The organism is Serratia grimesii, from assembly GCF_900186025.1.
In the GTDB taxonomy this organism is placed as follows: Bacteria; Pseudomonadota; Gammaproteobacteria; order Enterobacterales; family Enterobacteriaceae; genus Serratia; species Serratia grimesii.
Genome location: NZ_LT883155.1, coordinates 2,250,898 through 2,264,018, shown reverse-complemented (window position 1 = coordinate 2,264,018; position 13,121 = coordinate 2,250,898). Strand labels below are relative to the sequence as shown.

At 50.9% G+C, this 13,121-nt stretch carries 13 protein-coding genes; 6 read left to right on the top strand and 7 right to left on the bottom strand.

Going from position 1 to position 13,121, the window contains the following annotated elements; all coding sequences use genetic code 11:
- Positions 1-227: 227 nt before the first annotated feature.
- The 4 genes from SGBXF1_RS10700 to SGBXF1_RS10685 form a co-directional block, all read right to left on the bottom strand.
- Positions 228-1,565 (bottom strand): cytochrome c, encoded by a 1,338-nt coding sequence (locus tag SGBXF1_RS10700; RefSeq protein ID WP_061807573.1) that lies wholly within the window; start codon positions 1,563-1,565, stop codon positions 228-230.
- A 12-nt stretch (positions 1,566-1,577) separates the two neighbouring features.
- The gene (locus SGBXF1_RS10695; RefSeq protein WP_037418554.1) at positions 1,578-3,359 is read right to left on the bottom strand and encodes a GMC family oxidoreductase; all 1,782 of its coding nucleotides are present in this window, start codon (positions 3,357-3,359) and stop codon (positions 1,578-1,580) included.
- 2 nt (positions 3,360-3,361) lie between these two features.
- On the bottom strand, positions 3,362-4,087 hold the full coding sequence (locus tag SGBXF1_RS10690) for a gluconate 2-dehydrogenase subunit 3 family protein (RefSeq protein ID WP_037418550.1): 726 nt from the start codon (positions 4,085-4,087) through the stop codon (positions 3,362-3,364).
- A gap of 309 nt (positions 4,088-4,396) precedes the next feature.
- Positions 4,397-5,062, bottom strand: coding sequence for a transglycosylase SLT domain-containing protein (locus SGBXF1_RS10685; protein WP_037418547.1), 666 nt, complete (start codon positions 5,060-5,062; stop codon positions 4,397-4,399).
- 109 nt (positions 5,063-5,171) lie between these two features.
- On the opposite strand from SGBXF1_RS10685, the gene ghoS reads away from it, so the two are divergent.
- From ghoS to SGBXF1_RS10660, 5 genes are all read left to right on the top strand, one after another.
- Complete coding sequence (gene ghoS, locus SGBXF1_RS10680; RefSeq protein WP_037418544.1) at positions 5,172-5,471, top strand: type V toxin-antitoxin system endoribonuclease antitoxin GhoS; 300 nt, start codon at positions 5,172-5,174, stop codon at positions 5,469-5,471.
- Between the two features lie 131 nt (positions 5,472-5,602).
- The gene (locus tag SGBXF1_RS10675) at positions 5,603-6,547 is read left to right on the top strand and encodes a metal ABC transporter substrate-binding protein (RefSeq protein WP_186428349.1); all 945 of its coding nucleotides are present in this window, start codon (positions 5,603-5,605) and stop codon (positions 6,545-6,547) included.
- A complete protein-coding gene (locus SGBXF1_RS10670) occupies positions 6,544-7,434 on the top strand; it encodes a manganese/iron ABC transporter ATP-binding protein (protein WP_186428348.1) in 891 nt (296 codons plus the stop codon). The genes SGBXF1_RS10675 and SGBXF1_RS10670 overlap by 4 nt, the downstream gene beginning before the upstream one ends.
- The gene (gene yfeC / locus SGBXF1_RS10665; protein WP_186428347.1) at positions 7,434-8,294 is read left to right on the top strand and encodes an iron/manganese ABC transporter permease subunit YfeC; all 861 of its coding nucleotides are present in this window, start codon (positions 7,434-7,436) and stop codon (positions 8,292-8,294) included. The genes SGBXF1_RS10670 and yfeC overlap by 1 nt, the downstream gene beginning before the upstream one ends.
- The gene (locus SGBXF1_RS10660; protein ID WP_186428346.1) at positions 8,294-9,154 is read left to right on the top strand and encodes a metal ABC transporter permease; all 861 of its coding nucleotides are present in this window, start codon (positions 8,294-8,296) and stop codon (positions 9,152-9,154) included. Before yfeC ends, SGBXF1_RS10660 begins: the two co-directional genes overlap by 1 nt.
- A 36-nt stretch (positions 9,155-9,190) precedes the next feature.
- On the opposite strand, the gene SGBXF1_RS10655 is transcribed toward SGBXF1_RS10660, so the two are convergent.
- Positions 9,191-9,640 carry a GNAT family N-acetyltransferase gene (locus SGBXF1_RS10655; RefSeq protein ID WP_061807576.1) on the bottom strand — a complete coding sequence of 150 codons (450 nt, stop codon included), beginning with the start codon at positions 9,638-9,640 and terminating at the stop codon, positions 9,191-9,193.
- Positions 9,641-9,884: 244 nt separating this feature from the next.
- On the bottom strand, positions 9,885-10,850 hold the full coding sequence (locus tag SGBXF1_RS10650; protein WP_186428345.1) for a hypothetical protein: 966 nt from the start codon (positions 10,848-10,850) through the stop codon (positions 9,885-9,887).
- A 619-nt stretch (positions 10,851-11,469) separates the two neighbouring features.
- Here SGBXF1_RS10650 and SGBXF1_RS10645 point away from each other — a divergent pair.
- Positions 11,470-12,339 (top strand): fructosamine kinase family protein, encoded by an 870-nt coding sequence (locus SGBXF1_RS10645; RefSeq protein ID WP_186428344.1) that lies wholly within the window; start codon positions 11,470-11,472, stop codon positions 12,337-12,339.
- A gap of 40 nt (positions 12,340-12,379) precedes the next feature.
- Here the strand turns inward: SGBXF1_RS10645 and SGBXF1_RS10640 are convergent, their stop codons facing one another.
- Positions 12,380-12,940 carry a YniB family protein gene (locus tag SGBXF1_RS10640; protein WP_037418522.1) on the bottom strand — a complete coding sequence of 187 codons (561 nt, stop codon included), beginning with the start codon at positions 12,938-12,940 and terminating at the stop codon, positions 12,380-12,382.
- Positions 12,941-13,121: the final 181 nt, after the last annotated feature.

Here is a 13,121-nt window from a genome sequence, read left to right as displayed (position 1 = left end):
GATTGCGCCTAACGGGATATCCTTCTCCGCGAATTTTTAATAATAATCAGTGGATTAACTCAGAATTTCATTCTTATGCCTGATAAAAGGACGGCAAAGGATAATTAAAAATGCTGTCCGGGTCTATCTTTCGCTTGCTGACTGTCTGCTTCGTGAACAATTATCGCGCTAAAAATCGCCGCGGGGAGCACAAAAAGCTGAGGCCTCTTACGAGGCCTCAGTAGGAGTTACTTGTTAGCGTCCGGGTGTTCCGGCACCGCTGCACTACCCATTTCCTTCTCATCGCGGATCATCGAACGGTCTTTACGCACGCTGGCCACGTCAGAGGCGCTGATAGGCTTGGCGCTATTGCCCCAGCTTGAGCGAATGAAGTTAACCACATCCGCCACCTGCTGGTCATTCAGACGCCAACCAAACGGCGGCATGGTGATGTTGGATACAGCCCCTTTTACCGCCGGCGTAGTGTTACCGGTCAACACGATGTGAATCAACGATGTCGCATCTTCAGTCTGCACGACCGGGTTGCCTTTAAGCGCCGGGAACGCACGTTTGTAGCCGATGCCGTCAGTACGGTGGCAGGCGGCACAGTTATCGACGTACAACGCCGCGCCTGGCTTGCTGTCGTTACCACGCCACAGATCCTTAGCGACACTGTCTTCGACTGGCGCAGCCTGCTGCTTACCATCTTTCGGCGGCAGTGTTTTCAGGTAACGCGAGATCGCCGTCAGGTCTTCATCGCTCAGGTACTGCAAGCTGTGCTCGACCACGTCACTCATGCCGCCGAATACGATCGACTTGTCATTACGACCGGTTTTCAGGAATTCGGTCAGCTCGGCTTCACTCCAGGTTCCCAGTCCGTCCTTATTGTCACCACGCAAGCTGGATGCAACCCAACCGTCGATCGGCGCATTGCTGCCGGACAGATAGTTGTCACCGTCGTTATTGCTCAGTGCTTTTTCCTGCATCGTGATGCTGCGTGGCGTATGGCAAGCACCACAGTGGCCCAAACCTTCTACCAGATAACGACCCCGCTCAATCACAGGATCGGCCTTAGCGTCAGCCACAAAGTCCGCCGGCGATGGCGCAAACATACCGCGCCAGATGCTCAACGGCCAACGCATCGACAGCGGCCAAGGAATGTCGGAATCCTTATTAGCCTGCTCCACCGGTTCCACGCCATGCATGAAATAGGCGTACATGGCACGCATATCGTCTTCTTTCACCAGAGCAAACGACGGATACGGCATTGCCGGGTACAAGGTGCTGCCGTTTTTGGCGACCCCTTTACGCACTGCGTTATCGAAGTCTTCAAAACTGTAATCACCAATGCCGGTTTTCTTATCCGGTGAGATGTTGGTGGAGTAAATAGTGCCGATCGGCGTTTCCATCGCCAGACCACCAGCAAACGCTTTACCGCTTTTGCCATTGGTATGGCAGGCCACGCAGTCACCGGCACGCGCCAGATATTCGCCGCGTTTGATCAGCTCGCTGCTGACCGTGGCGTCCTGCGCCCAGACGGAGAAACTCAGTGCACTGAGAACCAGTGCGGGAACAAATGCTTTCATCAGTCGCCGTCCTTATGCCTGCACCAAAGGGCCTGGGTTTTTCAGATACTGCTCGCGGATAGCGCGTGCAGACCAGTAAGCCAACGCGGCTACGGTGCCGGTCGGGTTGTAACCCAGCCCCTGCGGGAAAGCCGATGCGCCGATCGAGAACACGTTATGTACGTCCCAGCTTTGCAAGTAGCGATTTACCGCGCTGGTCTTCGGATCTTCGCCCATTACCGCACCGCCATTCATATGCGTGGTTTGGTAGCTGGTAGTATCAAAGTGGCTGTTGGCGTTTTTCGGGCTGCCAGAAATCAGTTTCGGGTTCATGGCCTTGGCGATCGGTGCCATTTTATCGAACATGAACTGCGCCATCTTGATGTCGTTTTCCTGCCAGTCAAACGTCATACGCAGCAGCGGTTGGCCGAACACGTTCTTGTAGTTAGGATCAAGATCCAGATAGTTACTGCGATATGACTGGTGCGCGCCGTGGGCATCCATCGAGACATGATGGGTATAAGCATCCGCCACCGCCGCTTTCCATTTGCTGCCCCACGTCGGAGTGCCTGGAGGAGTTGGCAATCCAGAGATAGGTTTAGTCCCTGCCTGGTTAACCCAGAACGGCGAACCACCAACGAAGCCTTCTTTTGCGTGGTCAAAGTTGTCGGCGTTGAAGTCGTCCACACCCACACCATTACCGCCGGCACCAATGAACGGGTTGGTAAACACGTCCTTGTCAAAGAACGCCTTGATAGTGGTCAGATTTTGGTAAGCAAAGTTACGTCCTACCACACCTTCACCCGTCACGGGGTCGTAAGGCTTGCCAATGCCAGACAGCAGCATCAAATGCACGTTGTGGAACTGGAACGCGCCCAGGATCACCAACTCGGCCGGCTGTTCGATTTCACGGCCCTGCGCATCGATATAATTCACGCCAGTTGCACGAGATTTATCGTCAGTCAGGTTCACCTTCAGTACGTTGGCGTTGGTGCGTAGCTCGAAGCGTTTTTCCATCCGCAACGCCGGCAAGATATTGACGTTTGGCGACGCTTTGGAATACATGTAGCAGGCGTAGCCACTACAGAAACCGCAGAAGTTGCACGGCCCCATCTGCGCACCATACGGGTTGGTGTAGGAGTCTGAAGTATTGGCTGACGGCAGATTGTAAGGGTGATAACCCACGTCCCGTGCCGCTTTTTCAAACAACTGTGCTGAAAACGTATTCTTTTGCGCGGGCAACGGGAAGTTGTCGGAACGGTCTGCCGCGAAAGGGTTGCCGCCCTTTGGCGCCATCTTTTGGCCCTTGACTGTCCAGGCCGTGCCGGAAGTGCCGAACACTTTCTCAGCCTTGTCGAAGAAGGGTTCCAGCTCGTCATAGGTTACGCCGAAGTCTTGGATGGTCATGTCCTTCGGAATGAAGCTTTTGCCATAACGCTCTTCGTAATGGCTACGCATGCGCAGCTCGATAGGATCGATACGGAAATGCACACCTGACCAGTGCAGGCCTGCACCACCCACGCCGGTACCCGGCAGGAATGCCGCCAACTGGCGATAAGGCACTGCCGTCTGACTGGTATTGTGACGAATTGTCACGGTACTTTTAGACAGATCCTGGAACAGTTTGCGACGAATATTATAGGTCAGTTCGTCGATCACCTGCGGGTAGGAGCCGTCCGGGTAGGTATCGCGCATCGGGCCGCGTTCCAGCGCTACCACGTTGAGGCCAGCCTCGGTCAGTTCCTTGGCCATAATGGCGCCAACCCAGCCGAAGCCGACGATCACCGCGTCTACTTTTTTCATTACCGTTGCCATTGTTACCCCCTCTCCCCACGAATTGAAACCGGGGGTAAGGGATAACGTTCCCCTCGCTCAACCCAGTCCATGAAATCGGCGCGCGCGCCCGGAAAATTAATCAGCTTCCAACCGACCATGTCTTTATTGCCACCATGGATCGGATCGCTGAAGAAGCCTTCGCGGGTGTTTTGCAGCAGGTAGGAGAAAAACAACTTGGCAGGTAGCTGCTCGAATTCTGCATCACCGGACTCAAACTTCTGCAGCATGGCGTCCTGCTGTGCAGCGTCCAATTCGGCAAAGACTTTGCCGGCAGTTTTCTTGCTGTAAGCATCGGCATCAGCGATACCGAGGTTATAGATTTGCTTTGGCACCAATGGCAGTTGGTAACCCATTTCCTTCGGCACATCCGGGTTAAACGGCCCCTGCATGTACCAAATAGAACCGGTCGCGTACGGGGTATTCATCTGGCGATCGATAAATTCTGGTACACCGGCTTCCAACGCACCAGGACCGCGATCGTCAGCAGGGATCAACCGCGCCGTCGCCGCCTTGACGAACGCCCACTCTTCCGGGGTGAAGAACGTGGGCTGGTAGTCATTTTGTTTAGGGGTATCTGTTGCCGCAACCGCCGGCATTGTGGCTGTCAGCGCGCTAACGCCACTGCCACCAATTACCGCTGCGGGGATTAAAGTCATCGATTTCAACAGGAAATCGCGCCGTGAATTGTTAGTTTTATCGTCCGACATATCACATTCCATCCAAAGATAATCACAACTATTTAACCTCAACCTTGCGGTCGATGCGGGTTTTAAACATAAATTGTTACCTATTTGTACATTTATTGAAGGCCAAAAAGTGATCAAACGCAATAATGTTACCGGTAACTTATTGAATGAACGTAAAGATTTGGCTGTTAATGTAAATTTAACTATTCGTGCGGTTTTTTAGGTAACAGGATGGGAAATAACGAAAAATGAGAGATACATCGCGATTTGACTTCGCGCCACTAAAAAAAACGGCCCCATTGAGGGGCCGGTTTAGCAAAGACAGCTGAACTAGGGTGACATTGCCTGGTAGGCCGTCGTCACCTTCCATAAATAGCGCGGCGCCTGTGGGGCTGGGTGCTTTTTCTGGATGTGTTGATAAAACTCATCCGGGCTCATTTGATTGATGCGGTTTACCGCCACGCGCTTATCGGATGAGAAGGTACGTAACATGGCACCTGCCCCATTCACATAAGAAACAATGGTGGCATAACGCAACGTTTGTGGATCATTGATCCCGGCTAGCTGCTGGCTTTGAAGAATATTGATATAGGCTGTTCCCAGATCAATATTGACCGCCGGATCCTTCAACTCACGCGAGCTTGGTTGCCCGCTTCTTCCTTTTAGTCGATAGGCGTCACGCCCGGCGGTTGAAGGTTTCAGCTGCATTAATCCCACTGCGTTCGAGGTGCTGACTGCGTTCGGGTTAAACCCGGACTCCACCTGAATAATCGCTTTAATCAGCGTTTCGTCAACGCCATAACTGTTGGCGGCCTGACGAATGTAATCGTTATAAGCTATCGGTGTCCCTGTGCGGTTTACCGGAGCCTGCGGGGGAGTCTTTAACCAACCGCCACGCGTTGTGCCACTGCTTGAATTATTGTTTGCGGTTTGCGGGTCTTTGGCGCACCCCGACAACAGCAAAATTGCCGTCAGGCAACCTATTTTGGTTTTCACAGAATCCCTCACTCCTTTCAATGAGTTGCGTAGCATATACAACTTGTAAGGACGCCTGTACGCTTTTTTTGGTCTACTCTCAAGCTACTCGTATACCAAGAGGTGAATTATGAGTCAATCTGCAACGACGTGTTTTGTGGTGACTTTTCGTTATCAGGAAGAAGGATTAGCTGATTTAGCCAAGCTAACAGGACAATTAACCCTTCAGGGATTTGTCACGTCAGTGACTGACGAACAGGGCGTTCCGCACGAGCTGGGGAGTAACAGTTTCGCGTTAATAACCCCACTGGATCAAAAGGATGTGCTGTTATTGGCGCAGAAGCTTGGCGAGGTGGCATTGCGAAAAACCCCAGAGGTCGAAATTGTCACCTATGACGACTACGTTAAGCGGTTACATACTGATACATAAAATGCTATAACTTACCGGACGGTATTATTTTTTCTGTTGAGGAAATAACCGGCAGTGAATCTGCAGGTGACGCTTGACTTTGCTCTAATTGATATTGATAATCATTTTCATTTGAGCCAGGAGATGTCACCATGCTTTTGAAAGAACACACTTTTCCACGCCTGTCAATTATTCGGGTGTGGACATGTTGCCGCCCTTTCGCACTGCTGTGCCTATTAGTGACCGTCAGTCTTACTAGCCATGCTGCGTTAGCGGAAAAAAAACTGCGCGTGGTGACCACCTTCACCATCATTCAAGACATCGCTCAAAACGTCGCCGGTGACGCTGCCGTGGTAGAGTCAATTACCAAACCAGGCGCCGAAATCCACGATTATCAACCGACACCACGCGATATCGTCAAAGCGCAACATGCAGATCTTATTTTGTGGAACGGCATGAACCTGGAACGCTGGTTCCAACGTTTCTTCGAGAACATTAAACAGGTGCCCGCTGCCGTAGTGACTGAAGGCATCACCCCGCTCCCGATCCGTGAAGGCCCGTATAACGGCAACCCGAATCCCCATGCCTGGATGTCTGCCAGCAACGCGCTGGTGTATATCGAAAACATCCGCAAGGCACTGGTGCAACACGACCCGGCCAATGCTGAAACCTATAACCGCAATGCCAAAGCCTATGCCGCCAAAATTGCCGCGTTGGACGCACCGCTGCGCGAACGCCTGGCACGCATCCCAGCAGCCCAGCGTTGGCTGGTAACCAGTGAAGGTGCCTTCAGCTATCTGGCGAAAGACTACCAGTTAAAAGAAGTGTATCTGTGGCCCATCAATGCTGATGAGCAAGGCTCACCGCAGCAGGTTCGCCGAGTGATCGACGCCGTCCGCGCTAATCATATCCCCGTGGTATTCAGCGAAAGCACCATTTCTGACAAGCCAGCCAAACAGGTGGCGAAAGAAACCGGTGCAAAATATGGCGGCGTGCTGTACGTCGATTCGCTGTCCACTCAGGACGGGCCGGTCCCGACCTATATCGACCTGCTCAATGTTACCGTACAAACCATCGCCAAAGGATTTGATCAATGACCACTGAGGTTTTTGTCCGCCCTGAGTTAAGCGTGGACGACGTTACCGTGACCTACAACAACGGTCATACCGCGATCCACAACGCCAGCTTCAGCTTAAGTGGCGGTGCAATCTGCGCGCTGGTTGGTGTCAACGGCAGTGGCAAGTCAACGCTATTCAAAAGCATCATGGGGCTGGTTCGCCCCACCACCGGCCGTGTGCAACTGAACGAGCAGCCGGTCGCGCAAGCACTGAAGAAAAATGTTATCGCCTACGTCCCACAAACCGAAGACGTCGACTGGAATTTCCCTGTGCTGGTGGAAGATGTGGTGATGATGGGCCGCTACGGCAAAATGAGCTTTCTGCGTATTCCGTCAAAGGAAGACCGGTTGCGGGTCGATAAAGCATTAGAGCGCGTTGGCCTGAGCGAATTGCGCACCCGCCAGATTGGCGAACTGTCCGGCGGCCAGAAGAAACGTGTTTTTCTGGCTAGGGCTCTGGCCCAACAAGGTACTGTACTCCTATTGGACGAGCCTTTTACCGGTGTCGACGTCAAGACCGAAAACGCCATTATCGACCTGCTACGTGCACTGCGCGATGAAGGACACCTGATTCTGGTCTCAACCCACAATCTGGGCAGCGTGCCAGAATTTTGCGATCGGGTCATCCTGATTAACCGTACCGTGCTGGCCGCTGGGCCGACCGAAACCACCTTTACCCAGAGCAACCTGGAACAGGCTTTCGGCGGCGTATTACGTCATATCAACCTCTCAGGCCCAGATCTGCACGACGATAACGACCCGCGTACCGTAACAGTATTGACCGACGACGAGCGCCCAGCGGTGTTCTATGGACATACCAAGAGCGATCCCCCCGCGCAGAGCCAGCCAAAGGAGAAACAACCCTGATGCTGGAACTTCTGTTACAACCCTTCAGTTACAACTACATGGTCAAGGCCATTTGGGTTAGTGCTATCGTCGGTGCCGCTTGTGCATTCCTTTCGGCCTACTTGATGTTGAAAGGCTGGTCACTGATGGGCGATGCGCTATCGCACTCCGTCGTGCCCGGTGTTGCAGGTGCTTATGCGCTTGGGCTGCCGTACGCTGCCGGCGCCTTCTTCACCGGTATGCTGGCCGCATTGGCCATGACGCTGGTACGTCACGCCACCCGCCTACGCGAAGACGCCATTATCGGTTTTATCTTTTCCACTTTCTTCGCCGTAGGCTTGCTGATCGTTTCGCTCAATCCAACGTCGGTTAACGTGCAATCCATTATCTTCGGCAACATTCTCGGTATTGCTGACGAAGACGTATTGCAGGTCGAAATTATCATCGGTGTTTCTCTGCTGATTCTCTGTCTGGTATGGAAAGACTTGCTGGCCGTGTTCTTTGATGAAAACCACGCCGTGTCTATCGGCCTGTCACCGCTACGTTTGAAAATCCTGTTTTTCACGCTTCTCAGCGCCTGTACCGTCGCAGCATTGCAAACCGTTGGCGCAATTTTGGTGATTGCCATGGTGATCACACCAGGTGCCACCGCCTATCTGCTGACTGACCGTTTCAGCCGGTTGGTGATCATTGCCATCATTATCGGTGCCCTAACCAGTGGTCTCGGTGCATACTTGAGCTTCTTCCTCGACGGCGCGACCGGTGGCGTGATCGTAACCTTGCAAACGCTGGTGTTCCTGGCTGCATTTTTCTTCGCGCCCAAACATGGCTTGCTGGCGTCCAAACGACGTGTGGCGCATGAACAGACCGGAGGCCACTGATGGAAACCTTGTATCAGCTGTTTAGCGAGCCTTTCGCCTATTCCTTTATGCAACGGGCGATCCTGGCCGCCATCGTGACCGGTGTCGTCTGCGCCGTTTTGTCCTGCTATTTGGTGCTTAAAGGCTGGTCCCTGATGGGCGATGCCATCTCACATGCGGTACTTCCCGGTATTGTGGTGGCTTTCGTGCTAGGCATTCCCGTGGTTATCGGCGCATTTTTTTCCGGCATTTTCTGCGCAGTGGCTACTGGTTACCTGAAAGAGAACAGTCGGGTGAAAGAAGACACGGTGATGGGCATCGTCTTTTCCGGCATGTTTGCCTTCGGACTCGTACTGTTCTCCCGTGTCGATACCGATCAGCACCTGAGCCACATTCTATTCGGCAACATGCTGGGCATTACCAATGCAGAGCTGAAACAAACGTTGGTGATGGCCGGTATCACCCTGGTTGTGGTGTTGCTCAAACGCAAAGACCTGATGCTCTACTGTTTCGATCCTAACCATGCCAGAGTTATTGGCCTGCCAGTGAAGCTGCTACATTACGGCCTACTGTGTCTGCTGGCGCTGACCATTGTCGCTTCGCTACAGGCGGTGGGGGTAATTTTGGTGATTGCGATGCTGATTGCACCGGGCATTATTGCCTTTATGCTGTGCCGCAGTTTCGATCGCATGCTGATCGTTGCCACGGTGGTGTCGGTATTCTCCTGCGTGCTAGGCATCTTGATCAGCTTCCACATCGATGGTGCCACAGGGCCCTGCATTGTGATCGTCCAGGCAATCTTGTTCGTTTTCGCCCTGCTCTACAGCAAACTTAAACCGTTACAACGTCACGAGGAAGGTTTGCTCAGCGAAAAACCCTAAAACAGGCGGCGGTGCAACATGGCACCGCCGCTTCTCTTAGTGCTGCTGGTAGATATCCGGTCGAACAATATGCCAAACAAAATCTTCGCGATTCACCGCTTCATAACCCACTTTTTTGTACAACCACGGCGCAGTGCCCGTCACCAACATAATCCGTCGTAACCGTTGCAGCACAGGGTGTTCCAACGTGCAATCCATCAGCCAACGCGCTAACCCCTGCCCCTGATAATCCGGGGAGACAAACACATCACACAAATAACCGAAAGTGGCGTAATCCGTCACCAGACGGGCAAAACCAATCTGTTGCTGCTGATGGTACAAACCGAAACACAGGCTGTTGTCGATTGACAGTTGCACCGTCTGCACCGAGATACCACTCGCCCACGTTGAAGTGGTCAAAAAAGCATGCGTAAAGACGACATTTAAATCACGTTTATCACTGGTGATCAGGTATTCACCGCGCTGCCATTGCTGGTTTGACTCCATTTGTTCTCATCTCATTGATAATGAAGACTATCTAAAGGTTCTACTGTCGCGACATATGCAATCAGCCTAATAAACATCACCCGCATGCCACCAAGTTGCAACATGCACAGTGCTTAAATTAATCAATAGCGTATATACTTTGAGCAAACACGGGTGGCGAGAAAATCGCCGATTGTTGGTGCCAGCTGTGCGCCAGGCCGTGTTTTCACAAGGTTAAAGACTCCAGCAAGGCACCACCATTTCTCTATTTCAGCCTCAGAACAATGGCGTTAGCCATACAAGAAAGTAACGCCGTCGATTTCTTATAGACTTCGCGTTTCTCCGTCACATCCCGATCAAATCTCCAGTTCATTACATAAACAACAGGTGCATTAGGATATTGGTCAATAAAATCTCGATATAACTTTATTTGTGATGATAGTTTTTCATCGTTCATACCTAATGATGCTGTAGATGGCGGAACCAATACCCATTTAGGGCTTTCCTTATTAGACTGAGGTGCTATACGATTATATGTTTCCCACATATCAGCCAAAGACCAATCATAGTTATCAACACCAACCCAATCAGGTGTACTTTTATCTGTAGCCGGGCATGCTGACGCAGGCGCTCCATTCTGTATTTCATTGAGGTATGCAGGGATCTTTGAGTGACGATATGAAAGTATCGTATAAATAGGGATGGAAACCCCATAATTTTTCATGGCCTGTCTTAATGTACAAACATAACTGGCATATTGATAAGCATCATAGGTTTTGTTTGTCTGTAATGCAGGCACATCAAAAGGTTCATCAATAAAATAAATAGCCGAAGGTCTATTTTTGGCGGTGCTAATATCCTGAATTATTTTCCAAATGTTTTTCCAGGAACCCGCAGCCTGACACTCGCTGTTAGAGGTTGCTCCGGGACAGATATCCACAAACGGTGAACCAGCCGGTACACCTGAGCCAGCTTGAATGTTAAGCGCACACATTCCATTAGCGCAAATTGGCAGACTCAAGTTTTTAATTGAATGAACAACATTAAGGTTTGTTGCGCTATACCCCGCCCCATAAATTGAATTAAACGCTTCAGTAGCACTAAAAGAGGAATTTCCGACCTCATAGAAATCCAACCAGTCATAACCATAATACTTGATACTCTCATTTGCAAACGCCGAGGATGTGAAACAACTCATCAGCCAAATCAAAAAAACATATTTAAGCTTCATACTTTCTCCTTAAAAAAATAACAGCATCTGAATATCGCTCTATGATGCTATTACTTTTCTAACGAAGAAAAAATCCATCTATGTTGTGCCATTGATAACCAATCACGTATAGGCGTAGCGATACATAATGACTCACCATTGACAAACCACATTACTTAATAGTGAACACTCCTATGACGTTATGCCAAGAGTTTTGAGACAGTAGAAAATAAGCGCGCACTACAAAGATAACGTATTGTTTAAATTTTATCGCTTCACTCATCACTCAGAATGTTTTCCAGTAACGTGAGTCATAAATCGCCTTTATCACAGGTGATCAGGTATTCACCGCGCTGCCATTGCTGGTTTGGCTCCATTTGTTCTCATCTCATTGATAACGAAGACTATCTAAAGGTTCTATTGTTGCGACATATGCAATCAGCCTAATAAACATCACCCTCATGCCACCAAGTTGCAACATGCACAGTGCTTAAATTAATCAATAGCGTATATACTTTGAGCAAACACGGATGGCGAGAAAATCGCCGATTGTTGGTGCCAGCTGTGCGCCAGGTCGTGTTTTCACAAGGCTAAAGACGCTAACCTAATGAATTCGCAGGCAGCACAGAGGGGGTGTACCATGTGGCAAGCCGTTAGTCGTCTGTTAAGTGAACATCTTGGCAGCGCAGAAATTCGCGAAAGAATCGAACTGCCCGGGGGCGATATTCACCCGGCGTGGCGCGTGAGTTACGGTGACAAGCAGGTCTTTGTCAAATGCGATGCGCGGGAACTGCTACCCATCTTTACCGCTGAAGCCGACCAATTGGCATTACTGGCACGCAGTAAAACCGTGCGGGTACCTAAGGTGTACGGCGTTGGCAGCGATCGTGATTACAGTTTCCTACTACTGGAATACCACCCCCTTAAACCCTTTGACGCCCACGGCGCTTACTGTCTTGGCCAACAGCTGGCCTCTCTGCATAAGTGGAGTGAGCAACCGCAGTTCGGCCTCGACTTCGACAACGATCTGTCGACTACCCCCCAACCCAATGCCTGGCAACGACGCTGGTCAGAGTTTTTTGCCGAACAACGCATTGGCTGGCAGTTACAAATGGCGGCGGAAAAAGGCATGACCTTTGGTGATATTGATGAAATTGTCGACATCGTCTATCTGCGGCTCCAACACCATCAGCCACAGCCTTCTCTGCTGCACGGCGATTTGTGGCCCGCTAACTGCGCTATGACCGCTGACGGTCCGCTGCTGTTTGATCCGGCCTGTTATTGGGGAGACAGAGAATGTGATTTGGCAATGCTGCCGTTATATCCGGAGTTGCCACCGCAGATTTATGATGGCTACCAGAGCGTATGGCCCTTAGAGAGCGGTTTTATCGAACGTCAGCCGCTGTATCAGCTGTATTATCTGCTTAACCGTAGCAATCTGTTTGGTGGGCAGCATTTGGTCAGGGCTCAGCGAGCAGTGGATGTATTGTTGCATCCTGAACCACAGTAACATCAAGGCGCTGAACGCAGCGCCTTGTCTTCATCTGACTTCAAGCCGCGCCAGCCAACTGGCCGAGTAGCTTGATTACAAACCAGGCAATCACAGCAATCACCACCGGCAAAATGTACAGCGGGAAGTATTGCAGCAAAATGGTGTGATGCGGCAGAGTGATACGTTCTTCCAGCTGCGCACGTGTATGGCCTTCGCTGCCCTTGGCCTGCTCGAGGATCATTTGATCCTCCAATCCTTCGCGAATAAATTTCACCTGACGCGACATACGCGCGCCAGAAGCCTGGAGTGCCAGCCCGACAAAAATCAGAATATAAATGATGATGAACATCAGATTAGAACCACTGAACAAACTTTTCTCAACGTCCGGCACCGGCGAGTTATACCAAAAGATATTCAGAAACGACGTATTGAAGCGCACCATATCTACCATTACGTGAACGAAATCCAGCATCACCGCATTAATGCCTTTCGTCTTTTCACTATGCTGATACACAAACATCAACATAGAGATCAGCGTCGATAGCAATGCAGGGATGAAAACCACCCAACCAAGAATACGTTTTATAATGGCGATCCGCCCAGCCTGTTGATACGTCATGTGTTCCCCTTGTAAGTGACGTAACCGTAATTGCCTAAGTCTACCTGTAGTTACTGAAGCTCGCCCATCGTTTTCTTCAGCGTTACTGTGCTACAAGCGTAGCCGGGATAATCCAAAGTCGACAGATTAATAGCGACCGCGCGTTACCATTAAATCGTTATATAGTTAAATGAGTTCGTTT

Bases quoted from the DNA above. Each gene is read 5' to 3' on its own strand.
- SGBXF1_RS10700 (WP_061807573.1), bottom strand. From the start codon at position 1,565: ATGAAAGCATTTGTTCCCGCACTGGTTCTCAGTGCACTGAGTTTCTCC.
- SGBXF1_RS10695 (WP_037418554.1), bottom strand. From the start codon at position 3,359: ATGGCAACGGTAATGAAAAAAGTAGACGCGGTGATCGTCGGCTTCGGC.
- SGBXF1_RS10690 (WP_037418550.1), bottom strand. From the start codon at position 4,087: ATGTCGGACGATAAAACTAACAATTCACGGCGCGATTTCCTGTTGAAA.
- ghoS (WP_037418544.1), top strand. From the start codon at position 5,172: ATGAGTCAATCTGCAACGACGTGTTTTGTGGTGACTTTTCGTTATCAG.
- SGBXF1_RS10675 (WP_186428349.1), top strand. From the start codon at position 5,603: ATGCTTTTGAAAGAACACACTTTTCCACGCCTGTCAATTATTCGGGTG.
- SGBXF1_RS10670 (WP_186428348.1), top strand. From the start codon at position 6,544: ATGACCACTGAGGTTTTTGTCCGCCCTGAGTTAAGCGTGGACGACGTT.
- yfeC (WP_186428347.1), top strand. From the start codon at position 7,434: ATGCTGGAACTTCTGTTACAACCCTTCAGTTACAACTACATGGTCAAG.
- SGBXF1_RS10660 (WP_186428346.1), top strand. From the start codon at position 8,294: ATGGAAACCTTGTATCAGCTGTTTAGCGAGCCTTTCGCCTATTCCTTT.
- SGBXF1_RS10655 (WP_061807576.1), bottom strand. From the start codon at position 9,640: ATGGAGTCAAACCAGCAATGGCAGCGCGGTGAATACCTGATCACCAGT.
- SGBXF1_RS10650 (WP_186428345.1), bottom strand. From the start codon at position 10,850: ATGAAGCTTAAATATGTTTTTTTGATTTGGCTGATGAGTTGTTTCACA.
- SGBXF1_RS10645 (WP_186428344.1), top strand. From the start codon at position 11,470: ATGTGGCAAGCCGTTAGTCGTCTGTTAAGTGAACATCTTGGCAGCGCA.
- SGBXF1_RS10640 (WP_037418522.1), bottom strand. From the start codon at position 12,940: ATGACGTATCAACAGGCTGGGCGGATCGCCATTATAAAACGTATTCTT.